20 protein-coding genes are annotated in these 22,524 nt (G+C 66.1%); 7 read left to right on the top strand and 13 right to left on the bottom strand.

What is annotated here, in order from left to right; translation table 11 throughout:
• Nucleotides 1-10: 10 nt before the first annotated feature.
• From ilvD to K7G81_RS06665, 6 genes are read right to left on the bottom strand one after another with little or no spacing between them, the layout of a single operon-like run.
• Nucleotides 11-1,732, bottom strand: coding sequence for a dihydroxy-acid dehydratase (gene ilvD, locus K7G81_RS06690; RefSeq protein ID WP_223029947.1), 1,722 nt, complete (start codon nucleotides 1,730-1,732; stop codon nucleotides 11-13).
• A gap of 30 nt (nucleotides 1,733-1,762) precedes the next feature.
• A complete protein-coding gene (locus tag K7G81_RS06685; RefSeq protein WP_223029946.1) occupies nucleotides 1,763-2,470 on the bottom strand; it encodes an N-formylglutamate amidohydrolase in 708 nt (235 codons plus the stop codon).
• Entirely contained in the window at nucleotides 2,467-3,207 is a 741-nt protein-coding gene (locus tag K7G81_RS06680; RefSeq protein ID WP_255586692.1) for an enoyl-CoA hydratase/isomerase family protein, read from the bottom strand. The genes K7G81_RS06685 and K7G81_RS06680 overlap by 4 nt, the downstream gene beginning before the upstream one ends.
• A 21-nt stretch (nucleotides 3,208-3,228) precedes the next feature.
• Entirely contained in the window at nucleotides 3,229-4,098 is an 870-nt protein-coding gene (locus K7G81_RS06675; protein ID WP_223029945.1) for a 4-(cytidine 5'-diphospho)-2-C-methyl-D-erythritol kinase, read from the bottom strand.
• Entirely contained in the window at nucleotides 4,067-5,644 is a 1,578-nt protein-coding gene (locus tag K7G81_RS17995; RefSeq protein ID WP_223029944.1) for a tetratricopeptide repeat protein, read from the bottom strand. The genes K7G81_RS06675 and K7G81_RS17995 overlap by 32 nt, the downstream gene beginning before the upstream one ends.
• A 31-nt stretch (nucleotides 5,645-5,675) precedes the next feature.
• Entirely contained in the window at nucleotides 5,676-7,340 is a 1,665-nt protein-coding gene (locus tag K7G81_RS06665) for an electron transfer flavoprotein-ubiquinone oxidoreductase (protein ID WP_223029943.1), read from the bottom strand.
• 119 nt (nucleotides 7,341-7,459) lie between these two features.
• Here K7G81_RS06665 and K7G81_RS06660 point away from each other — a divergent pair, with 119 nt between their 5' ends.
• From K7G81_RS06660 to moaB, 3 genes are read left to right on the top strand one after another with little or no spacing between them, the layout of a single operon-like run.
• Nucleotides 7,460-8,185, top strand: a complete 726-nt coding sequence (locus K7G81_RS06660) for a uracil-DNA glycosylase family protein (protein ID WP_223029942.1) — start codon at nucleotides 7,460-7,462, stop codon at nucleotides 8,183-8,185.
• Nucleotides 8,182-9,963, top strand: coding sequence for a lytic transglycosylase domain-containing protein (locus K7G81_RS06655; protein ID WP_223029941.1), 1,782 nt, complete (start codon nucleotides 8,182-8,184; stop codon nucleotides 9,961-9,963). The genes K7G81_RS06660 and K7G81_RS06655 overlap by 4 nt, the downstream gene beginning before the upstream one ends.
• A complete protein-coding gene (gene moaB / locus K7G81_RS06650) occupies nucleotides 9,953-10,480 on the top strand; it encodes a molybdenum cofactor biosynthesis protein B (RefSeq protein WP_223029940.1) in 528 nt (175 codons plus the stop codon). The genes K7G81_RS06655 and moaB overlap by 11 nt, the downstream gene beginning before the upstream one ends.
• A gap of 12 nt (nucleotides 10,481-10,492) precedes the next feature.
• On the opposite strand, the gene K7G81_RS06645 is transcribed toward moaB, so the two are convergent.
• Nucleotides 10,493-10,834: a VOC family protein gene (locus tag K7G81_RS06645; protein WP_223029939.1), complete on the bottom strand. Its 342-nt coding sequence runs from the start codon at nucleotides 10,832-10,834 to the stop codon at nucleotides 10,493-10,495.
• Nucleotides 10,835-10,890: 56 nt separating this feature from the next.
• On the opposite strand from K7G81_RS06645, the gene K7G81_RS06640 reads away from it, so the two are divergent.
• Nucleotides 10,891-11,967, top strand: coding sequence for a PA0069 family radical SAM protein (locus K7G81_RS06640; protein ID WP_223029938.1), 1,077 nt, complete (start codon nucleotides 10,891-10,893; stop codon nucleotides 11,965-11,967).
• A gap of 6 nt (nucleotides 11,968-11,973) precedes the next feature.
• Here K7G81_RS06640 and K7G81_RS06635 read toward each other — a convergent pair whose 3' ends face one another.
• The gene (locus K7G81_RS06635) at nucleotides 11,974-13,557 is read right to left on the bottom strand and encodes a long-chain fatty acid--CoA ligase (RefSeq protein WP_223029937.1); all 1,584 of its coding nucleotides are present in this window, start codon (nucleotides 13,555-13,557) and stop codon (nucleotides 11,974-11,976) included.
• Between the two features lie 157 nt (nucleotides 13,558-13,714).
• The gene (gene dnaE / locus K7G81_RS06630) at nucleotides 13,715-17,206 is read right to left on the bottom strand and encodes a DNA polymerase III subunit alpha (RefSeq protein ID WP_223029936.1); all 3,492 of its coding nucleotides are present in this window, start codon (nucleotides 17,204-17,206) and stop codon (nucleotides 13,715-13,717) included.
• 106 nt (nucleotides 17,207-17,312) lie between these two features.
• Between dnaE and K7G81_RS06625 the strand changes: the two genes are divergently transcribed.
• Nucleotides 17,313-17,873 carry an HdeD family acid-resistance protein gene (locus K7G81_RS06625; RefSeq protein ID WP_223029935.1) on the top strand — a complete coding sequence of 187 codons (561 nt, stop codon included), beginning with the start codon at nucleotides 17,313-17,315 and terminating at the stop codon, nucleotides 17,871-17,873.
• 9 nt (nucleotides 17,874-17,882) lie between these two features.
• Here the strand turns inward: K7G81_RS06625 and K7G81_RS06620 are convergent, their stop codons facing one another.
• The 4 genes from K7G81_RS06620 to K7G81_RS06605 are packed head-to-tail and all read right to left on the bottom strand — an operon-like array spanning nucleotide 17,883 to nucleotide 20,916.
• The gene (locus tag K7G81_RS06620) at nucleotides 17,883-18,362 is read right to left on the bottom strand and encodes a glutathione peroxidase (protein ID WP_223029934.1); all 480 of its coding nucleotides are present in this window, start codon (nucleotides 18,360-18,362) and stop codon (nucleotides 17,883-17,885) included.
• Nucleotides 18,359-18,958 carry a GNAT family N-acetyltransferase gene (locus tag K7G81_RS06615; protein ID WP_223029933.1) on the bottom strand — a complete coding sequence of 200 codons (600 nt, stop codon included), beginning with the start codon at nucleotides 18,956-18,958 and terminating at the stop codon, nucleotides 18,359-18,361. The genes K7G81_RS06620 and K7G81_RS06615 overlap by 4 nt, the downstream gene beginning before the upstream one ends.
• A gap of 40 nt (nucleotides 18,959-18,998) precedes the next feature.
• Nucleotides 18,999-19,673, bottom strand: coding sequence for an ABC transporter ATP-binding protein (locus K7G81_RS06610; RefSeq protein WP_223029932.1), 675 nt, complete (start codon nucleotides 19,671-19,673; stop codon nucleotides 18,999-19,001).
• Nucleotides 19,666-20,916: a lipoprotein-releasing ABC transporter permease subunit gene (locus K7G81_RS06605; RefSeq protein ID WP_223029931.1), complete on the bottom strand. Its 1,251-nt coding sequence runs from the start codon at nucleotides 20,914-20,916 to the stop codon at nucleotides 19,666-19,668. The genes K7G81_RS06610 and K7G81_RS06605 overlap by 8 nt, the downstream gene beginning before the upstream one ends.
• 517 nt (nucleotides 20,917-21,433) lie before the next feature.
• On the opposite strand from K7G81_RS06605, the gene K7G81_RS06600 reads away from it, so the two are divergent.
• On the top strand, nucleotides 21,434-21,904 hold the full coding sequence (locus K7G81_RS06600) for an Hsp20 family protein (protein WP_223029930.1): 471 nt from the start codon (nucleotides 21,434-21,436) through the stop codon (nucleotides 21,902-21,904).
• 114 nt (nucleotides 21,905-22,018) lie between these two features.
• Complete coding sequence (locus K7G81_RS06595; protein ID WP_223029929.1) at nucleotides 22,019-22,408, top strand: hypothetical protein; 390 nt, start codon at nucleotides 22,019-22,021, stop codon at nucleotides 22,406-22,408.
• Nucleotides 22,409-22,524: the final 116 nt, after the last annotated feature.

The raw sequence follows: 22,524 nt of genomic DNA, 5'->3' as shown, positions 1-22,524 counted from the left end.
AAGAAGGGCGCTAGATATCCGCGTAGACATGGCGTTCGGCTCGGGCTCCCGGGTGGGTGACCGCGCCCTTATAGGCAGGACCGACGTTCTGGGCATAGCGCCAGAGCGCCCCTGCCCCATAATCGGACTGTCGCGCCTGCCACGCCGCCTTGCGCTCAGCGAGCACGTCTTCCGCCACGTCGAGATCGATCGTGCCGGCTTCGGCGTCGATGCGGATCATGTCGCCATCTTCGATCAGCGCGATCGGACCGCCATCGGCGGCTTCGGGGCCGACATGGCCGATGCAGAAGCCGCGCGTCCCGCCCGAAAAGCGGCCGTCGGTGATGAGCGCGACCTTTTCGCCCATGCCCTGGCCGTAGAGCGCGGCAGTGGTCGACAGCATCTCGCGCATGCCGGGGCCGCCCTTGGGCCCTTCGTAGCGGATGATGATGACCGACCCTTCGGCGATCTCGCGGTGCTCGACGGCGGCGAAGGCATCCTCCTCGCAATCGAACACGCGCGCGGGGCCTTCGAACTGCAGGCGCTTCATGCCGGCTACCTTGACGATCGCGCCCTCCGGGGCGAGCGAGCCCTTGAGGCCGACCACGCCGCCGGTCGGCGACAGCGGGGTCTTCACGTCGTAGATCACCTTCTGGTCGGGGTTCCAGGTGACCTGATCGATATTCTCGCCCAGCGTCTTGCCGGTGACGGTGATGCACTCGCCGTCGAGAAAACCGCCGTCGAGCATCGTCTTCATCAGCATGTAAACGCCACCGGCCTCGTACATGTCCTTGGCGACATATTTGCCGCCGGGCTTGAGGTCAGCGATGTAAGGCGTTGATTTAAATATCTCGGCCACATCGAACAGCGTGAATTCGATGCCCGCTTCGTTGGCCATCGCCGGCAGGTGGAGCGCGGCGTTGGTCGAGCCGCCGGTCGCTGCCACGACGCGCGCGGCGTTCTCGAACGCGGCGCGGGTACAGATGTCGCGCGGGCGGATGTTCTTCTCGAGGATGTTCATCACCTGCTCGCCGGCGGCGACGGCGAGGCCGGCGCGATCGGGATAGGGCGCGGGCATCATGTTGGAATTGGGCAGGCTGAGCCCGATTGCCTCGCCGACGCAGGCCATGGTGTTGGCGGTGAACTGGCCGCCGCAGGCGCCGTGGCCGGGGCACGCGACCTTCTCCAGCTCGATCAGTTCCTGCAAGGGGCAGGCGCCGGCAGCATGCTGGCCGACGGCTTCGAACACGTCGACAACAGTGACGTCTTTCCCGTGGAAATGTCCGGGTAAAATCGATCCGCCATAGACGAAGATCGACGGGATATTGAGCCGCAGCATCGCCATCATCATGCCGGGCAAGGATTTGTCGCAGCCGGCAAAGGTAACCAGCGCGTCGTAGCAATGACCGCGCACGCTGAGTTCGACCGAATCGGCGATCACCTCGCGACTGACGAGGCTCGACTTCATGCCCTGATGGCCCATCGCAATGCCGTCAGTGACGGTAATCGTGTTGAAACGGCGCGGCATGCCGCCATTGGCGATCACCCCGGCACGCGCAGCATCGGCCTGCGCGTTGAGCGTGGTGTTGCACGGCGCCGAATCGTTGCCGGCGCTGGCGAGGCCGACGAACGGCTTGGCGATGTCTTCCTCAGGAATGCCCATCGCGTAATAGTAACTACGGTGCGGGGCGCGCTCGGGACCGACGGAGACGTGACGGCTGGGCAGGCGGGATTTGTCGAAACGGCTGGTCATGGCGACAGGCTATTTCCCGATTGAGCCCGTTTACGCAACCCTGTTGCGCGTTTCGGCGATCACACGCGTGAGAATCTCGCTCCAGCGCGCGACGCCGGCGGCGTCCGCGATCAGGTCGTTGCGCACCTCGATGGCGAGATAGGGGAGCCCCCTGCCCTCGCCGTGGCGGTTGAGCGTCGCGTTGAGCAGCTTGCCCGAATACGGCTGGTTGTCGCCGACCTCGAGCCCCTCGGCGGCGAGCAGATCGATCGCGATGCGGGCGGCGCGATCATCCTGATTGTAGAGAATGCCGACTTGCCACGGACGCTCGGCATGGGCGGTCTCGAGACGCGGCGTGAAGCTGTGAATCGATGCGAGCAACGCCGGCGCCGTCCGATCGATCAGGGCGGTGAGTGCCTCGTGATAGGGCCGATGGAAAGATGCGATCCGCGCGTCGCGATCGGGAAGCGCGTTGCCGGGAATGACGTGGCCATCGCTGACCGACGGGATAAGATCGGGGTGTTCCGGCTCGCGATGAAGGTCGATCACCAGCCGCGAGACGGTGGCGAGAATCGCCGGCGCGTCGAGGCTTGCGGCAAGCGCACGGGTCAGCGGCTCGGCGCCGATGTCGATCGCGATATGCAGATCGAGCTGTTCGGGACGAACGCCAAGCTTGATGCCTTCCGGCACATGGTTGGAGGCATGATCGCACAGCAGCAGGATATCGGCGTTGCCGGACAGGATTTCGGGTTCGGTCATCGGGACTTTCGTGATGTGAAGGCAGCAAAGGCGCGCGCGAACGCGGCGCCGGCGAATGCCGCATCGAAGGCGGTGGCGTGGGATGGGTCCGACGGATCGGCGAGGGCGCGTTTGAGCAGCGCGATCGTTTCCGGCGCGTGACCGGCGATGGTCGTCGCAAGGTTGCGAGCCTCACCATCGGCGTCTTCCGCGGCGATTTCCACCAAGCCGATTCGCGCGGCTTCGCCGGCGTCGATCGGCTCGGCGGCGAACAGCAGGCGGCTGGCCTGTCCGCGCCCAACCTGCGCGATCAGGCGAGCGACGTCCTCGGCGGGATAGGCAATGCCGAGCCGGGCTGGCGTAACGGCGAAGCGCGCGTTGCGATCGGCAATGCGGCAATCGCAGGCGAGGATCAGCGCGACGGCGGCACCGTAGCAACCGCCCGAAACGGCAGCGATCGTCGGGATCGGCAGCGTTGCCAGGGCATCGATTGCATCGCGCATGGCGACGCGAAACGCGCCGGCGGCGGCACGATCCGCCCGAAACCTGTCAAATTCTGCGATGTCGGCACCGGCGGAAAAGATGCCGGCCACGCCCGATCGCAGGATCAAGACCCGCGCGTCGCTGGCTGCGACTTCCGCCAGGACAGCGGCGATGCGCTGCCAGCCCGCCACCGGAACGGCGTTGCGCGCGCCGCCGCGATCCAGCGTCAGTACGGCGAGCGGACCATCAAGCGTCCAATCGATCATGCCGGCCATGATTGCCCGAGGCCGCGCGGATCAGGCAAGGGTCGACTCGAGCTGCCACCAATCCGGATGCGCGGCCCGCAGCGCGGTGGCGGCAGCGGCGCACGCCTGCCGATCCTCGAACAGGGCGAAGCAGGTCGCCCCCGAGCCCGACATGCGCGAAAGCAGCACGCCCGGCGCCGCCGCCAGCGCGGAGAGCACGATGCCGATCACCGGCGCGAGGGCGAGTGCCGCGGGCTCGAGATCGTTGCGCCCGGCCCTGGCGGCGGCAAGCGGGTCCGCCCCGCCCAGCGGGCCGAGATCGCTTCCGTTCCAGGCGCGGAAAACGGCTGCGGTCGATACGGCGACGCCGGGATTGACCAGCAGTACCGGCGTATCGACAAGACTTTCGGTCGCTTGCAAGTCGGTACCGATCCCGGTGCCGAACGCGGCGCGCCCGAGCAAACATGCCGGAATGTCCGCACCGAGCGACGCCGCGCAATCGAGCAGCCGGGGATCGTCCAGCGTCACGCCATGCCGGCGCGCCAGCACGCGCAACAGCGCGGCGGCATCGGCCGATCCGCCGCCGATGCCCGAGGCGACCGGCAGCCGCTTGTCGAGCGTGATCGCCAGCGGCGCGATCGCGCCGAATGCGCGGGCAAAGGCGTCTCGCGCGGCCATGACGAGGTTGGTCCCCTCCCCCGCCAGCGCCGCCGCATACGGGCCGATGACCGCGAAACTGTCGCTGTCCGCGTCGGCAACGGTCAGGAGATCGCCATCACGCAGGAAAGCGAACAACGTCTCGATCTCGTGATAGCCATCCTCGCGTCGGCGGCGGACGTGCAGCGCGAGATTGATCTTGGCCGGAGCCGGCTCGACAATCGCCGTCACGTCAATTGTCGACAGGGCCGGCACCGAGCCCATTTTCGATCTTGGCCATCAGCCGGGCCTTGTCATCGCCTTCGGCTGTAACACTGGCAGCCCGCCAGGCGTAACGCGCCTCGAAATAGCGGCCCGTCTGCCAATAAGCGTCGCCGAGATGCTCGTTGATCGTCTCGTCGGCCGGCTGCCCTTCCACGGCTCGTTCGAACAGCGGCAGCGCCTTCGCGGCATCGCCATGTTTGAAATAGGCCCAGCCGAGCGAATCGGTGATCGCCGGATCGCCCGGCTTGAGCGCGCTTGCCTTCTCGAGCAACTTCATCGCCGCGCCGATGTCCTCCCCATGCTCGATATCGGCATAGCCGAGGTAATTGAGCGCGAGCGGTTCGTTGGGGGCCATCTCGACCGCCTTTTTGAGCACGACACGGGCCGCCGTCCAGTCACCGGCCTGTTCGAGCGCCCCGCCCTTCTGAAGATAAAGCGACCAATCCGCCGCATCGCCCGCGCGCCGGATTGCCTCGTCATAGGCCTTGGCAGCATCGGCGTAGCGATCGACCGCGACGAGCGCATCGCCATAACGGCGCGCATCCGCGGCGGTCGCTTGCGGCGCGCTGTTGAGCTGGGCGGCGGCTTGCAGCGCTTTCTCATCGTCCCCGGCATCGTCGAGCACGGCGACGCGCGCGGCGCGCGCGATGGTCGCGAACGGGCCTTTCGGATCGATCCCGTCGAGCGCGGCCAGCGACAAGCCGGTCTCCTCGCGCTGTTCGAGCGTCTGGGCAAGCAACAACCGGGCACGATCGTCACGCGGATCGATCCGCAGCGAGGCGCGCGCCAGCACCACCGTCAGCGGACTGGGATCGTCGTGCGACAGGTCCGACGCCAGCCGATCGAACAGGCGGGATGCGCCGAACGCAAGACCCGGCTGCGCGCCATCGCCAAGCTGCGCGCGATAAGCCATGAGCACCGGATCGTCGCCGGCGAGCAAAGATGCGGCCTGATCCCGCTTGCCCTTCGCGGCGAGCAATTGCGCCGCCGCGACCCTGAAATCGAAACTGCCCTGATCGGGGCCGAGCAACGCCTGGGCGGCGGCCGTGCCGTCCGCAATGTTGCCCGTCGCGATCAGCAGCAGCGCGCGGTTCTCGGCATAATAGCGCCGGCCGATCGGATTGGCATTGCCTTCGAGCTTTGCCATCGGATCCTTGTCGCCGCGATCGAACGCCTGCCAGGCACGCAGCACCGGGGCCATGAACGCGATCGGTGTGCCGTCGAAACGATCGATCGCGGCATCGGCAGCACGGCGATCCTTCGCAGCCACCGCTTGGGCGAACGTCGAAATGGCGCTGTCCGCCGGCGCGACGCCTGCCTTGGTCATGACCGCGACCGAGCGATCGATCAGCGGGTAATCGCCGGCATCGAGCGCCGCGCGATAGGCGCGCAGCGCAATCACGGGATTGTCCGGCGCCGAATCGAGCGCGGTGGCGTAGCTGACCACCGCGGCCGCCGCATCGCCATCGGCATCGGCCGCGCGTGCCTTCAGATAAGCGGCGAGATCGCTCGGGCTGGCCGCGGCCAAGGCCGGGCTGGCGACCACCAGCGCCGTCGCGCCACCGAGCAGAATACGCTTACATATTGGGATAATTGGGCCCTCCACCGCCTTCGGGCGCGACCCAGTTGATATTCTGGGTCGGGTCCTTGATGTCGCACGTCTTGCAATGGACGCAATTCTGCGCGTTGATCACGAACTTCGGATCACCGTCCTCTTCGCCTACGATCTCATAAACGCCGGCGGGACAATAACGCTGCGCGGGCTCGTCGTACATCGGAAGATCGTAATCGACCGGGATCGCGGGGTCCTTGAGCGTCAGATGGCAGGGCTGATCCTCCTCATGATTGGTATTGGAGACGAACACCGAGGAGAGACGATCGAAGGTCAACACGCCATCCGGCTTCGGATAATCGATCTTGCGCGCCAGATCCTTGCGCCACAGGCTTTCGTGATCGGGCTTGTGCTTCATGGTGAAGGGCATGCGAATGCCGAAATGTTCCAGCCACATCGTCATGCCGGCCAGCACCGATCCCATGCTGTCGCCATATTTCTTCACCAGCGGCGCGACGTTGCGCACGACGCGCAATTCCTTCTCCACCCAGCTGGTGCGATAGGCTTCGGGATAAGCGGCAAGCTCGTCATGCTCGCGGCCTGCCGCGATCGCCGCGAACGCGGCTTCGGCGGCCATCATGCCCGATTTCATCGCGGTATGCGTGCCCTTGATCCGCGGCACGTTGAGGAAACCCGCGGTATCGCCGACCAGCGCACCGCCCGGGAAGACCAGCTTGGGCACCGATTGCCAGCCGCCGTCGCTGATCGCGCGCGCGCCATAGGAGACGCGCTTGCCGCCTTCCAGGATCGCCGCGATGTCCGGATGCGTCTTCCAGCGCTGCATTTCCTGGAAGGGCGAAAGATACGGATTGGTATAGCTGAGCCAGGTGACGAAGCCGAGCGCGACCTGCCCGTTCGCCTGGTGATAGAGGAAGCCGCCGCCGTTCGAGCCATCGGTCTCGCTCAGCGGCCAGCCCTGGGTGTGGATGACGCGACCGGGAACATGCTTGTCGGGCGCGATATCCCACAATTCCTTGATGCCGATGCCGTAGATCTGCGGATCGCAATCGCTACGCAGATCGAACAGGCGGATCAGTTCCTTGGTCAGGTGGCCGCGCGCGCCCTCGGCAAACAGCGTGTATTTGGCGTGGAGCTCGAGCCCCGGCTGATAGTCGGGCTTGTGGCTGCCATCGCGCGCCACACCCATGTCGCCGGTCGCGACACCGCGCACGATCTTGCGATCGCCGTCGAACAGGATTTCAGCGGCCGCGAAGCCGGGGAAGATCTCAACGCCCAGCGCTTCGGCCTGGCCGGCGAGCCAGCGGCACAGGTTGCCGAGGCTGCCGGTATAGGTGCCGTGATTGCGCATGAACGGCGGGATGAGGAATTCGGGCATCGACCGCCTGCCCTTGCGCGACAGCGTCCAGTGATGGTTTTCGGTGACCGGCGTTTCGGCGAGCGGGCAGCCCTGATCGCGCCAATCGGGGATCAACTCATCGAGCGAGCGCGGGTCGATCACCGCGCCGGACAGGATGTGCGCGCCGACTTCCGATCCCTTTTCGAGGATGCAGACCGACAGCTCGGCGCTGTTTTCTGTCGCCAGCTGCTTGAGGCGGATCGCCGCCGCCAGCCCCGCCGGCCCGGCACCGACGATCACCACGTCATAGGGCATCGACTCACGATCGCTCATCATCTTCTCCCGTATCGCAGCCGCTGCGGCCGATCTCGTCGCGCGGAGGCAACGCTTTGTCGGTCCCCGCCTGCACGCGAATTGACCAGCTCGTCAACCAGTGACTCTATAGGGTCGTGATGGGGGCCGATCAGCATATCGACTGGGCAAGCGCGGCGGCAAGCGCGCTGGAATGGTGGCAGGACGCCGGCGTCGACACGCTGGTGGACGAGGCGCCGCGCAACTGGCTGGCGCCCCCGGAAGCCCGGCCGGCCGCTGCCGCGCCGGCAGCCGGCGTCGATCCAGTGCCGGCCGCGCTACCCGCGACGCTCACCGAGTTCGAGGCGTGGCGGATCGGCGCCGATGCGCCCGATGCCGGCTGGGGTGTGCCGATCGCGCCGCAGGGCGCTGCGGCCTCCGGGTTGATGATCGTCGTCGACATGCCCGAGCGCGACGACGGCCGCGCAGGCACGCTGCTGTCCGGCGACGTCGGCCGGCTGTTCGACCGGATGCTGGCGGCGATCGGCCGCGACCGGCAATCGGTCTATCTCGCCTCGTTCGCAGTCGCGCGGCCGGCCTCGGGGCGGATCGCGCCGGAAATGACGGCGCCGCTCGCCGATCTCGCGCGGCATCACGTCGCGCTGGTCCGGCCAAGGCGGCTGCTGGTGATGGGCGATGCGGCGAATCGTGTGCTGCTCGGGACCAGTGCGGCTGCGAGCCCGCCGCTTTTACATGTATTTAAGCACGATGCCGGACAAACGGAGGCGGTCGCGACATTTCATCCGCGGTTCCTCCTCGACCAGCCGGCACAGAAGGCCAGGGCGTGGAGAGACCTGCAGATGCTGATCGAGGGCATGGGGGCATGAAATCATTTCTGCTGGCAGCGACAGCGCTGATCGCCGCGACGCCCGCGTTGGCGGCACCGAGCGACGTGGATGCCAACATCCGCCTGGCGGCGCCGGCCAAATCGGCGATCCCGGCGCAGCTCGATCCGGCGCAGCGGACGGCCTATCGCCAGGTCTTCGCCAGTATCCATGCCGGCCAGTGGAACGACGCGCGGATCGAGCTCGACGCGATGAAGCCAGGGCCGCTCCACGCGATCGCGCTGGCCGAGCTCTACACTGCGAAGGGATCGCCGAAGATCGACCGCGATTCGCTGCTCGCGCTGCTCGCCCAGGCCCCCGAACTGCCCGAGGCGGACCAACTCGCCGGGCTGGCCAAGCGGCGCGGCGCGAGCGACGACCAGCTTCCCACCATTCCCCAGGAACAGAAGCTCAGCTGGATCCCCGGCGCGCCCAATCGCGTCCATCTGCATGCCGGCGCGAGCGACGCGGCGGCCGAGCAACTCGCGGTCGCTATGCGGCCTTATATCAAGGACGACAATGGCGTCGCGGCGCAGGCGTTGCTTGAATCGACCAGCGGCCTGTCGGGCGATGCGCTGACCGAATGGCAGGCGCGGGTCGCGTGGATCTATTATCTCTCCGGTGACGACGCCAATGCCCGGCTGATGGCCGCCAAGAGCGCCGACGCGCCGAGCGACTGGGGCGCCCAGGCTAATTGGACGATCGGGCTCGCCGCATGGCGCCAGAAGGATTGCACCACCGCGGCCAGCGCGTTCCTGACCGTCGCGACGCGCGCGACCGACGTCGATATGCGCGCGGCGGGCCTCTATTGGGCGAGCCGCGCCAACATGATGTGCGGCCGCCCCGACCTGATCCAGGACGAGCTCAACAGCGCCGCGCAATATAAGGAAACCTTCTACGGGCTGTTGTCGCGCCAGGCGCTTGGCCTGGCGCCGCCCCCACCGCCGGCGGAGAACGGCGGCAACGAATGGCAGCTCCTGTCGCGCCTGCCCAATGTGCAGGTGGCCGCGGCGCTGGTCGAGATCGGCGAGCCCGAGCTGGCCGACGAGGTGATCCGCCACCAGGCTGCGATCGGCGAGGCGCAGGATTATCCCGCGCTGACCCGCTTCGCCGCCGACCTCAACCTGCCCGAAACGCAATTGTGGCTGGCGCACAACGGGCCGGCGGGCGCCGAGCCGTCGGTGGCGGCGCGCTATCCGGCGCCGAACTGGACACCCGACGGCGGCTGGCGGGTCGACAAGGCGCTGGTCTATGCCCATGCGCTGCAGGAATCGCGCTTCCGGCGCGACGTGGTGAGCCCGGCGGGCGCCTATGGCCTGATGCAGATCCGGCCTGCCGCGGCGACCGACATCGCCCGCGCGCGGGGGCATGACGACGGCGCCTACGATCGTGCGGCGCTGACCAAGCCGTCGACCAATATCGAGATCGGCCAATCCTATCTCGAGCAATTGCGCGACCAGCCGGCGACCGGCGGCCTGCTGCCCAAGGTGATCGCTGCGTACAATGCCGGCCCGGTGCCGGTCGCATCTTGGAACACCGATCCGCGCGACAATGCCGATCCGCTGCTCTACATCGAATCGATCCCTTATTGGGAAACGCGCGGCTACGTGGTGTCGGTGCTGCGCAATTACTGGATGTACGAGAGCGAGGAAGGCAAGAAATCGCCGAGCCGCGCGGCACTCGCCCAAGATATGTGGCCGCGCTTTCCGGGGCTGAGGGGCCCCGAAGCGGTGCGGATCAATCCGCCGATCGACAAGCACGCGCTCGCCAGTGCCGATTGACGAGAGCGCGCCGTTCGTGCCGGTGCGCATCGCGGTGCTGACCGTTTCGGATACGCGCACCCTTGCCGATGATCGCTCGGGAGACACGCTGGTCGAGCGCCTGACGGTGGCAGGCCATGTGTTGGCCGATCGCGCGATCCTGAAGGACGATGCCGAGGCGATCGTCGCGCATCTCCAAGGCTGGATCGACAACGATCAGATCGATTGCATCATCACCACCGGCGGCACCGGCGTCACCGGGCGCGACGTAACGCCCGAGGCGCTCGATCGCGTCGCCGACAAGGCGATTCCCGGCTTCGGCGAGCTGTTCCGCTGGCTGAGCTATGCCAAGATCGGCACCTCTACGGTGCAATCGCGGGCTTGCGCCTGCGTTGCGCGCGGCACCTATATCTTCGCCCTCCCCGGATCGACCGGCGCGGTGAAGGACGGCTGGGACGGCATCCTGGCAAGCCAGCTCGACAGCCGCCACACCCCCTGCAACTTCGTCGAGCTGATGCCGCGGCTGCGCGAACGATAAGCGCCACCACCGCTATCCTCCGGGTTGCGTGACCGCCAACTCGTGCCCGTCCGGATCGCGGAAATGGAAGCGGCGGCCACCGGGAAAGGCGAAGATCGGTCGGGTGATCGTGCCGCCCGCCGACCAGACCGCCGCTTCGGCTGCTTCGAGATCATCGACCTCGATCACCGGCAAAGCCGCCGCGGTTTTCTCCGCGGTATCGGCCTGAAAGCCGATATCCGTGTCTCCGCTGGTCGTCGCGGCATAGGTCGGCCCGAAATCGGCGAAGGTCCAGCCGAACGCGGCGTTGAAAAACGCCTTCGAGCGCGCCGTATCGGCGACCGGCAGCTCCAGGTAATTGAGCCGTGCGGGCATTGTGTGTCTCCCCAATCGTTCTTGATATGTTCTATTCCGTCGGGTAGATTCGGTCAATGGCCAAACGCCCCCGCCCCGTCCGCGGCGCGACGCTCAACGCGGCGAGCACGCGCTTCAATCTGCCGCAGACCGAGGCGGACGGAGACTGGCTCGACGCGCGAACCGACCTCGATGGCGAGCCTCCGCCGCTTCGGACGTCGGTGACGATCGAACAGCCACGCACGATCATCACGCGCAACCGATCGCCCGACATCGGGTTCGATCGTTCGATCAATCCCTATCGGGGCTGCGAGCACGGCTGCATCTATTGTTTTGCGCGGCCGACGCATGCCTATCACGATCTCTCGCCCGGCCTCGATTTCGAAAGCCGGTTGTTCGCCAAGCCGGATGCGCCGCACCTGCTGCGCAGCGAGCTGGCCAAGCCCGGCTATCGGGCGCAGCCGATCGCGTTCGGCACCAATACCGATCCCTATCAGCCGATCGAAGGCCAATATGGCATCACCCGCGACTGTATCGCCGTGCTCGCCGAAACGCGGCACCCGTTGACGATCACCACCAAATCGGATCGCGTGGTCCGCGATCTCGATCTCATCGCGCCGATGGCAGCGCAAGGCCTGGCCGCGGTGGCGCTTTCGGTGACGTCCCTCGATCCCAGGATCGCGATGACGCTCGAGCCGCGGGCGCCGGCGCCCGAACGGCGGCTGACGGCAGTGCGCCGGCTCGCCGACGCCGGCGTGCCGGCCTATGTCTCGATCGCTCCGGTCGTACCGGCGATCACCGATGGCGACCTTGAGCATATCATCGAGCGCGCGGCCGAATCCGGGGCGCGCGGCTGCTTCTTCATACCGGTGCGCCTGCCGTTCGAAGTCGCCCCGTTGTTTCGCGCATGGCTCGATGCGCATTTTCCCGATCGTGCCGGCAAGGTGATGGCGACGATCCAATCGTTGCGTGGCGGCAAGGACAACGATCCCGATTTCTTCACCAGGATGCGCGGGCAAGGGCCGTGGGCGGAGCTGATCCGCCGCCGTTTCCAGATCGCCTGCCGCCGCGCCGGGCTGGCCAACGAGCGGATCGCACTGAGGACCGATCTGTTCAAGCCGCCGCGCGGCGCTCAGGGCGATCTGTTCGACTGAACCAGCTCAAGCCGCGTGCAGCCGGTAATCCTTGAACCGCTCGCGCAGCACGGTTTTGAGGAGCTTGCCAGTCGCGGTGTGCGGCAATTCCTCGACGAACACGATCTCGTCGGGCAGCCACCATTTGGCGACGTGGCCGGAGAGATGGCCCAGGATGGCGTCCGCCGTCACGTCGCTGCCGGGCTTGCGGACGACGACGAGCAACGGCCGCTCGTCCCAGCGCGGGTGCGCCACGCCGATCGCCGCGGCTTCGGCCACGCCGGGACACCCGACTGCGGCATTTTCGAGATCGACCGAGCTGATCCACTCGCCACCGGACTTGATGACGTCCTTCGCGCGATCGGTGATCTGCATCGTGCCATCGGGATGAAGCAGCGCGACATCGCCGGTATCGAACCAGCTGTCAGCATCGACGGCATCGGCATCGGCGCCGAAATAGCGTTTGACGATCCACGGACCGCGCACCTGCAGGCGACCCGAGACGGAGCCGTCGCGCGGCAGTTCGCGGCCGTCGTCGTCGACGATGCGCAGCTCGATACCGAAGGGGATCGCGCCCTGCCGACAGATCACGTCGAGTTGCGCGTCGCGGTGCATCTCATCCCAATCCGGGCGCGGGGCAAATGCGGTTGCGACCGGCGAGGTTTCGGTCATGCCCCATAGATGCGTGGGCTTGATGCCGAGATCGAGGAACCGCGCCAGCATCGCCCGCGGCGCCGCCGAGCCTCCGACGGTGATCTGCTTGAGCGCCGGCGGCACCGTGCCGCCCGCATCGATATGCTGGAAGAAGGCAAGCCACACGGTCGGGACGCCGCTGCCCAGCGTTACATTCTCCGCGGTCATCAGGTCGCACAGCACCGCTGCATCATTGGTTTGCGAAAAGACCAGCGCCGCCCCGGCGAGCGGCGCGGCGAACGGCAGCCCCCAGGCGGCGGCGTGGAACATCGGCACGATCGGGAGGATGGTGTCGCGCGACGACAGCCCCAGCACCCATGGCTGCGTCGCATTCATCGCATGAAGCACGGTCGAGCGATGCTCGTAGAGCACGCCCTTGGGATTGCCCGTCGTGCCGCTGGTGTAACAGAGCATGCACGGATCGCGCTCGCTGCCTTCGCGCCAAGCGTAATCGCCACTCTCCGCGTCGAGCAGCGCCTCAAAGCCGGCGTCGTCAAAGGCGATGAAATGCTCGATCGACGTCCAGCGCGGCTTTAGGCGATCGACGATCGGCTGGAACGTCTTGTCGTAGAGCAGCACGCGATCGCCGGCATGGTTGGCGATATACTCAAGCTGGTCATCGAACAGCCGCGGGTTGATCGTGTGAACGACGCCGCCCATGCCGATCGTGCCATACCAGGCGATGAGATGATTGGTGTGGTTCATCGCCAGTGTGGCGATGCGATCGCCGGGCGCGATGCCGAGCCCTTCGAGGGCCTGGGCGAACCGCCTCGCATCGCGGGCGATTCCCGCCCAGTCGGTCCGCGTTTCGCGACCGTCCGCCCAGCGGGTTACGATCCGCCGCGTCGCATGCTCGCGCGCGGCGTGATCGAGTAGCCGGGGTACTCGCAATTCGAAATCCTGCATGCCTCCGAGCATCGCCCTCTCCCAACGCTCCCGCTTTCCCCGGCGCGTTTACCGCGCCTCCGGGCAGTGAGCGGACGCCGGGCATCGTGCAACGCTTCCTCTCCGTCCGCAAGGAGGCGAGCGAACCGTCTGTTCGAATAAATCTTCGGTGGTGGCCGCCGGGGCTCGATCAGCCGACCAGCGCCAGCCGCATCTCCGAGGTCTTGAACGCCACGTCGTCGACGCCGGGCAGTGTTTCCAGGCTGGCGGCGAGCTCGGCATCGAGCAGGAAATCGCGGCCGAGCAGGACCTGCGCCGTGCCGTTGGGCAACGCGACCCGGATGCGCAGTTCCCCTCGCCCCCCACGCGCGCCATCGACGAGCTGTGCGATCTGGCGAAGTGCGGCCGCGTCGCTGACCGACAGCTCCATCGCCACGCGCGCGCTGGTCGCCAGCGTTTCGAACGGCTGGATGCGCTTGACGGTGACACGCGGCGTTTCCTCGCCGGGGCGGCGGTCGAGCTCGACAGTGAGCAGGCCGCAGCCCCCCGACTTGGCCGCATCTTCGAGATCCGCGGCAACTGCATCGTCGAAGCAGGTGGCGATGAACTGCCCGGTCGAATCCGACAGCGTCGCCATCATGTATCGTCGCCCGCGCGCCGAGGTGCGCCAGCGCGCATCCTCGACCAGCGCGGCCATCGTCGCGCCGGTGCGCTGGCCTTCGGCGATCGGCAATTCGCCCAGCGCCGCGTAATTGCGCGCGCCGTGCATCTTGGCGAGCAGCCGGTGGCGATCGACGGGATGCGCCGAGAAATAGAAGCCGAACGCCTCTTTCTCCTGCTCCATCCGCTCGGCGAGCGTCCAGCGGGCGGTCGCGAGCGGGGCGATCGCGGCGCCGCCGGCATCGCTTTCGCCGAACAGGCCACCCTGTCCGCTGATGCGCTGTTCGTGCAGCCGGGACGCGGTACCGAGGATGGTTTCCGCGACCGCGACGATGCCCGGCCGATTGGTATCGACCGAATCGAACGCCCCGGCCGCGCCGAGCGTCTCCAACTGGCGCTTGTTGATGAGGCGCGGATCGACCCGCTTGGCGAAATCGCCGAGCGAGGCGAAGCTGCCCCTGGCCTTCCGCTCGGCGACGAGTTCCTCCATCGCGCGTTCCCCAACCCCTTTGAGTGCGGCGAGTGCGTAGCGGACCGCAAAACCATCCTCGTGCGGCTCGACCGAGAAGTCAGCTTCGCTCGCGTTCACGTCCGGCGCCAGGCAAGCGACGCCGAGCCGCCGCATGTCGTCGACGAACACGCTAAGCTTGTCGGTCAGCGCCATGTCGAAGCTCATCGACGCGGCGTAGAATTCGGGCGCGTGATGCGCCTTCAGCCAGGCGGTCTGATAGGTCAGCAGCGCATAAGCGGCGGCGTGCGACTTGTTGAAGCCGTAGCCGGCGAACTTGTCGATCAAGTCGAACAGCTCGTTGGCCTTCCCCTCGGGGATATCGTTGTGCTCCTTGCAGCCGGCGACGAAGATCGCCCGCTGCTGGTCCATCTCCGCCTGGATTTTCTTGCCCATCGCGCGGCGCAGCAGGTCGGCGCCGCCGAGCGAATAGCCGGCCAGGATCTGCGCGGCCTGCATCACCTGTTCCTGATAGACGAAGATGCCGTAGGTTTCCTTGAGGATGCCTTCGAGCAGCGGGTGCGGGTATTCGATCTCCTCCTGCCCGTTCTTCCGCCTGCCGAACATCGGGATGTTGTCCATCGGCCCCGGCCGGTAGAGCGCGTTGAGGGCGATGATATCCTCGAACACCGTCGGCTTCACCGCCGAGAGGGTGCGGCGCATGCCTTCCGATTCGACCTGGAACACGCCGACCGTCTCGCCGCGCTGGAGCAGCTCGAACACGCCCGGATCGTCCATCGGCAGCGCGCTGAGATCGACCGTGATGCCGCGCTTCGCCAGCAGTTCGACGCCCATCTTGAGCACCGACAGCGTCTTCAGGCCGAGGAAATCGAACTTCACCAGTCCCGCGCCCTCGACATATTTCATGTCGAATTGCGTCACCGGCATGTCCGAGCGGGGATCGCGGTAGAGCGGTACGAGCTCGCTCAGCGGCCGATCGCCGATCACCACGCCCGCCGCGTGGGTCGAGCTGTGGCGGGGCAGGCCTTCGAGCTTCATCGCCAGATCGAGCAGGTGGCGCACGCCGGAATCGTTCTTGTATTCCGCCGCCAGCTCGCTGACGCCGTTCAAGGCGCGGTCGAGCGTCCAGGGGTCGGCCGGCAGATTGGGCACCAGCTTGGCGAGGCGATCGACATGGCCGTAGCTCATCTGCAGCACGCGGCCGGTGTCCTTCAGCACCGCGCGCGCCTTCAGCTTTCCGAAGGTGATGATCTGCGCGACCTGATCGCGGCCGTATTTCTCCTGGACGTAGCGGATCACCTCGCCGCGGCGGGTTTCGCAGAAGTCGATGTCGAAATCGGGCATCGAGACGCGCTCGGGGTTGAGGAAGCGTTCGAACAGCAGGCCGAGCTGGAGCGGATCGAGATCGGTGATGGTCAGCGACCACGCCACCACCGAGCCGGCGCCCGAGCCGCGGCCGGGGCCGACCGGAATGTCGTGATCCTTCGCCCATTTGATGAAATCGGCAACGATCAGGAAATAACCGGGGAAGCCCATCTGGATGATGATGTCGAGCTCGAACTCCAGCCGGTCGGCATAGGCCTTGCGGCGGTCCGCGGACAGCGGCGCGCCCTCCAGCAACTCGATCTTGGCCAGCCGCGCGTCGAGCCCCGCGCGCGCATCATCGCGCAATTTCGCGGCCTCGCCCTCACGATCGCCGGCAAGGCTGGGCAGGATCGGCTTACGCTTGGGCGCGGCGACCGCGCAACGCTGCGCGACGACCAATGTGTTGGCGATCGCCTCGGGCAGGTCGGCGAACAGGTCGCGCATGTCGCGCGCCGGCTTCATCCACGCATCGGGCGACGATCGGGGGCGATCTTCGCTGGCGACATAGGTGGAATTGGCGATGCAGAGCAACGCGTCGTGCGCCTCGCTGAACGCCGCCTCACCGAAGCAGCAGGGGTTGGTCGCGACGAGCGGCAGGTTGCGCGCGTAAGCGAGGTCGAGGAGGTGCGGTTCGGCCTTGCCCTCGGTCTCATCGAGCCGACGGGTCAGTTCGACATAGAGGCGATCGCCGAACAGTGCCTGCAAGCGATCGGCATAGCCGAGCGCGCGATCATGCTGCTCGTCGGCAAACAACCGCGCGAGCGCCCCCTCGCGACCGGCAGTGAGCGCGATCAGGCCCTCGATCCGTCCTTCCAGATCGGACATCTCGACATGGGCGGCCTGCTCGATCGGACGATCGAGGTGCGCGCGGCTGACGAGCGCGCAGAGATTGTCGTAGCCGGCCGTATCCTGCGCGTAGAGCGCGAGCCAATCGAGCGGCGCCTCGACGCCATCGGGCATGTCGGGCCGCTTGATCGCCAGCATCGTGCCGATGATCGGCTGCACGCCCGCCCCCATGCAGGCATCCGAAAAGGCCATCGCGGCATAAAGGCCGTTGCGATCGGTGAGCGCGGCCGCGGGAAAGCCCAGCTCCTTCGCGCGCTTGGCGATGTCCTTGGGCGGAATCGCGCCATCGAGCATGGTGAAGGACGAAAAGATACGAAGCGGCACGAAGGCGGAATGCGGCATTTCCCGACTATGCAGCGCGCCGCCGATTCTGTGAACCTCATTTGCCGATCGCGATCGGTGGAACCTGTGGAGCGATCGCGACGTTGGCGACGAAAGGAGGCAGATCATGGATGAAACGTTGTACGACGAGACCCGCCCGATCGGCGCGGGCTGGGGGTGGCTGATGGCCTATGGCGTCGTCTCGCTGGTTTTGGGGCTCGCTGCTTTCGTGTGGCCGCTGGCCGCGACGGTCGCGGCAGTGACGGTGATCGGCTTCTTCTTCCTGATCGCCGGCGTGGCATCGATCGCTGCGGGCGTGATGGGCGGCAAGCGCGAAGGACGGCTCTACGCGATCCTGTTCGGTTTCGTTTCGCTGATGATCGGTGCGATCATGGTGTTCGATCCGGCCTCCGGTGCGCTGTCGCTGACGCTCGTCGTCGCTATCTGGCTGGCGGTGCGCGGCGTGATGGAATTCCTGTGGGGCGTGCGTTTCGCGCGGCATCGCGGCTGGATGATCGCGCTCGGCGTCGTCAACGTGCTGCTGGCGTTGGTGATCCTGGCGACCATTTCGTGGACGGCGCTGACGCTCCCCGGCGCGATCCTGGGAATCAGCTTCCTGCTGGCGGGCTTCGTCGAAGTGACGCGGGCGATGAACCACCGCAAGGGCGCGCACGCCTTCGCGGTATAAGGGCAGGCGTCAGAGCAGCTTCTCGATGTCGGCGGCGATCTCTTCCGGCTTGGTAGTCGGCGCATAGCGCGCGACCACCTTGCCGGTGCGATCGACGAGGAACTTGGTGAAATTCCACTTGATCGCCTTCGAACCGAGCAGGCCGGGGGCCTGGCGCTTCAATTCGGCATAGAGCGGGTCGGTGCCGTCGCCATTGACGTCGATCTTGGCGAACAGCGGGAACGTGACGTCGTACGTGAGCGAACAGAAGCTGGCGATCTCCGCGGCGTCGCCCGGCTCCTGATGGCCGAACTGGTTGCAGGGAAAGCCCAGCACCTCGAAGCCGCGCGCGGCATAGCGCCGGTGGAGCGCCTCCAGCCCCTCATATTGCGGTGTGAAACCGCATTTCGAGGCGGTATTGACGATCAGCAATACTTTGCCGGCATAGGCGGATAGATTCACGTCCGAGCCATCGGCGGCGCGGACGTGGAAATCGGTGATCGCGCTCATCGCGGTTGCTCCTCATGCGCGGCGAGCAGCGTCCGCAGATTGCGGCGAACCCCCGGCCATTCGTGCGCGAGGATGGAATAGACCACCGTGTCGCGCAAGCGGTCGCCGAGCACCATATGCCCGCGCAGCACGCCATCCTGCTTCGCGCCCAGCCGTTCGATCGCCCGGCGCGACGCACGATTGAGCCAATCGGTGCGCAGTTGCACACAGTGACAGCCCAGCACCTCGAAGGCGTGCGTGAGCAGCAGCAATTTGGCTTCGGTATTGAGCCCGGTGCGCTGGACGCGCGGGGCATAGACGGTGCCGCCGATCTCGACCCGGCGATTGGCCTCGCTCATGCGCATGAAACGGGTGACGCCAGAGATGACGCCGTCGCGATCGAGCACCGTGAACGGCAGCGCGCGCCCGGCGTCGCGATCGCGCTCCACCCGCTCGTACCAGTGATCGATCGTCTCCGGCGAGGGCACCGTCGTTGCGAACGCTCCTTCGAGCCCGCTGGCGAACGCGGCGAGGATTTGGGCGCGGTCGTCGCGGTCGAGCGGGCGCAGCGTGACGTGACGGCCCGCCAACACAGGCGTTTCGCGCCAGGCAGTCACGCGCGTTCTGCCGTGTCATGCGCGCGGAACCCGATGCACCTCATTCCAGATGCCCCTCGTGGAGCGTCACGATGCGGTCCATCTTCGCGGCGATACGCTCATTGTGGGTTGCGACCAACGCGGCCGAGCCTTCGTGGCGCACCAGCCGCAGGAACTCGGCGAACACCACGTCGGCGGTATGCTCGTCGAGATTGCCGGTCGGTTCGTCGGCAAGCACCAGGGCGGGCTGATTGGCAAGCGCGCGGGCGACGGCGACGCGCTGCTGTTCGCCGCCGGAAAGCTGCGACGGACGGTGCGTCAGCCGATGCCCCAGCCCCAGCGCGGTGAGCAGCGATTCGGCGCGGTCGTTCGCGGCAACCGGCGCCGCGCCGCGGATCAACTGCGGCAGGACGACGTTTTCGATCGCATTGAAATCGGGCAGCAAATGGTGGAATTGATAGACGAACCCCAATTGATCGCGCCGCATGTCGGTGCGCCCCGCCGCATCGAGCTCGACCGCTTCGATGCCGGCGATACGCAGCGAGCCGCCGAAGCCGCCTTCGAGCAGCCCGACCGCTTGCAGCAACGTCGACTTGCCCGACCCCGAGGGGCCAAGCAGCGCGACGATCTCTCCCGGCTCGACCCGCAGGTTGACGCCGCGCAGGACGTCGATGGTTTGCCCGCCCTGTTCGAAGCTCCGCGTCAGCCCGACGGTTTCGAGGATCGCGTCACTCATAGCGCAGCACCTCCACAGGATCGGTGCTCGCCGCCTTGAACGCCGGATAGATCGTCGCGAGGAAGCTCATCAGCAGCGCGATGACGACGATCGAGACGATCTCGACCGGATCGGGCTGCGACGGCAGCTCCGTGAGGAAACGGATAGACGGATCCCAGAGGTTTTGCCCGGTAACGAACTGCACGAAATTCACGACGCCCTGGCGGTAGAAAAGGAACAGGAAGCCAAGCGCGAGTCCCAGCGCGATCCCGGTTACGCCGATCGCGGTGCCGACGGTCATGAAGATGCGCAGCATCGCGCCGCGCGTCGCCCCCATGGTACGCAGAATGGCGATGTCCCGCGTTTTCGATCGCACCAGCATGATCAGCGACGAGGCGATGTTGAACGCCGCGACCAGGATGATGATGCACAGGATGGTGAACATCGCCACGCGCTCGATCTGCAGCGCCTTGAACAATTCGGCGTTCATGTCCTGCCACGTCTGGATGACGCCGACCGTCTGCACCTTGGGCTCGAGCGGCTTGAGGATTTCGCTCACCCTGTCGGCATTGACCGTGTTGATTTCGACCATCCCCACCGTGTCGCCCATCAACAGCAGCTTCTGCGCGTCGGAAAGCGGCATCAGCACATAGGCCTTGTCGTAATCATAGATGCCGATCTCGAAGATCGCGCCCACGGTGTAGGAAACGCTGCGGAACATCGTGCCGAACGGCGTCGAGGGGCCCTGCGGATTGACGATGGTGATCTGGCTGCCGACCTGCGCGCCGAGCGATTCGGCAAGGCGCGAGCCGATCGCGACGACGTTGCTGCCGGCTTTCAGGCTGTTGAGCGAACCCATCACGACCTTGCCGTCGATCGTCTTGTTGTTGACGATATCGGGCACGTCCATGCCGCGCAGCAGGATCGGCTCGGTGCGGCCGTTCAAGCTGGCGAACAACGGCTGCTCGATCAGCGGAATCGCGCTGGTGACGCCGGGAGTCACCTTCGCTTCGCGCTCGATGGTGCGCCAATCGGGTAGCTGATTGTTGAATCCCTGCACCACCGCCTGGCCGTTGAGGCCCACGCTCTTTTCGAACAGCTCCGCGCGGAAGCCGTTCATCACGCTCATCACGATAACGAGCGCGGCGACGCCGAGCATGACGGCGCCGACGCTGAACCCGGCGACCAGACCGATGAAGCGCTCGCCTTTGCCGGGCAACAGATAGCGGCGGACGATGATGCGTTCGTACCGAGAGAGAATCATGGCGATGGCGGTATCTGCCCCCGGTCAGTTACGATGATCGATCCTCTAGGGGAGCGCCGACGGGCTGGCAACGTCGACGCACCCCTGTTGCGGAATCACCACAGGATTCGAGCAATCGGCGGATGAACCCGGGATTTACGATGACAAAAGCCCCGCCCTTCAATAGCGTTCGGTCTTACTGAAGCTCAGGCAAAAAGCCGGGTTCGGGGAGTTCCCGCTCCGCAGTCCAGCAACGGATGCAGCGTCGTAGCGGTAACGAGACAAGGGGGCTGACGAGCAATCGTCACGCAGGCGCCCGGGTCGTTCAAACGGCCCGGGCGTTTGCTTTTCGAGCTCGATACGGCGGCGGCGGCATCGACGATCATCCCGCGTTATGGCCGATCCGGCCCCTTGAACTCCGGCGACGGGTTCCCATTTTCAATCTCGCGTGGTGCCACAATCGGGCCACGCACATCGCCGGCGTCGCGCAAGAGCGGGCGCCGACCTTTGTTGAACTCGCTCATTGGAGGACTTTGACATGCGTCAGTTTGATTTGACCCCCTATCGCCGCTCGACGATCGGCTTCGACCGGCTGTTCGACCTGCTCGAAAACAGCGCCCGCGCCGCGTCCAGCGACAATTATCCACCCTTCAACCTGCAGCGCCTGTCCGAGGATCGCTACCGCATCACGATCGCCGTCGCCGGTTTCAGCCGCGACGAGATCGAGATCACCGCGCAGCAGAACCTGCTGCTCGTCCAGGGTAAGCGCGGCGACGATACCCAGGATGGCGATTTCCTGCACGTCGGCATCGCCAATCGCAGCTTCGAGCGCCGCTTCGAACTCGCCGATTTCGTGCGGGTCGACGATGCACGGCTGGCCGATGGCTTGCTGACCGTCGATCTGGTCCGCGAGATCCCCGAGGCGATGAAGCCCAAGACGATCGCGATCAAGACCGGCTCCGGCCCGCAGGCGATCGAAGAGAGCCACGAGGACAAGGCCGCCGCGTAACGTAGAGCGCCTGTTGATAAAGTGGAGCGCCCGGAGCAATCCGGGCGCTCTTTCTGTTATGTTGTAAGGCCTAAGTGTAATGGACTCTGATTATTACCGATCGCGGAGAAGTCGATGACCCGCGCCTTGCTGGGATTTGCCGTACTGACTGCGCTGATACCGTCCAGCGTTGCAGCAAGGGACGTTGCCCGTTCCATCCGGCAATTCGGCCGCATTTCCTACAATGAGGTTGTGTCTTCCCGAGGCGAGGGCGAGCCGGCTTTCGTCGGGATAGCAAATACCGTCGCGACCCTGTCGCTTAACGTGCCGACGCCGCTCGCCGCGCTGACGATCCAGGACTCATCGGTAGGCATGACGATCGGCTTGCGCGGCAAGCAGTGTAGCACCTTTGCCGGCATAGATGGATATCGCGACCTGTCGATCGCTGAGATCAGCCACCTTCTCGAAAGTTGCGATCCAATTGCGACTGGTCAGACGCCGCGATGGCCAACGCATTGTATGTGATCGAAGGTGAAACCGCAGATTTGACCGACGCGATACAATACATGCGTCAGCGAGCGATTGCATTGTTCGGCAGCGACTTGCGTTGCGACCCCGATACGTCGCCGCCGGTACCGTCG

It is taken from the genome of Hephaestia mangrovi (assembly GCF_019880555.1).
GTDB classification, from domain to species: domain Bacteria; phylum Pseudomonadota; class Alphaproteobacteria; order Sphingomonadales; family Sphingomonadaceae; genus Sphingomonas; species Sphingomonas mangrovi.
The sequence above is the reverse complement of the archived record's forward strand: the minus strand, read 5'-3'. Positions and strand labels throughout refer to the sequence as shown.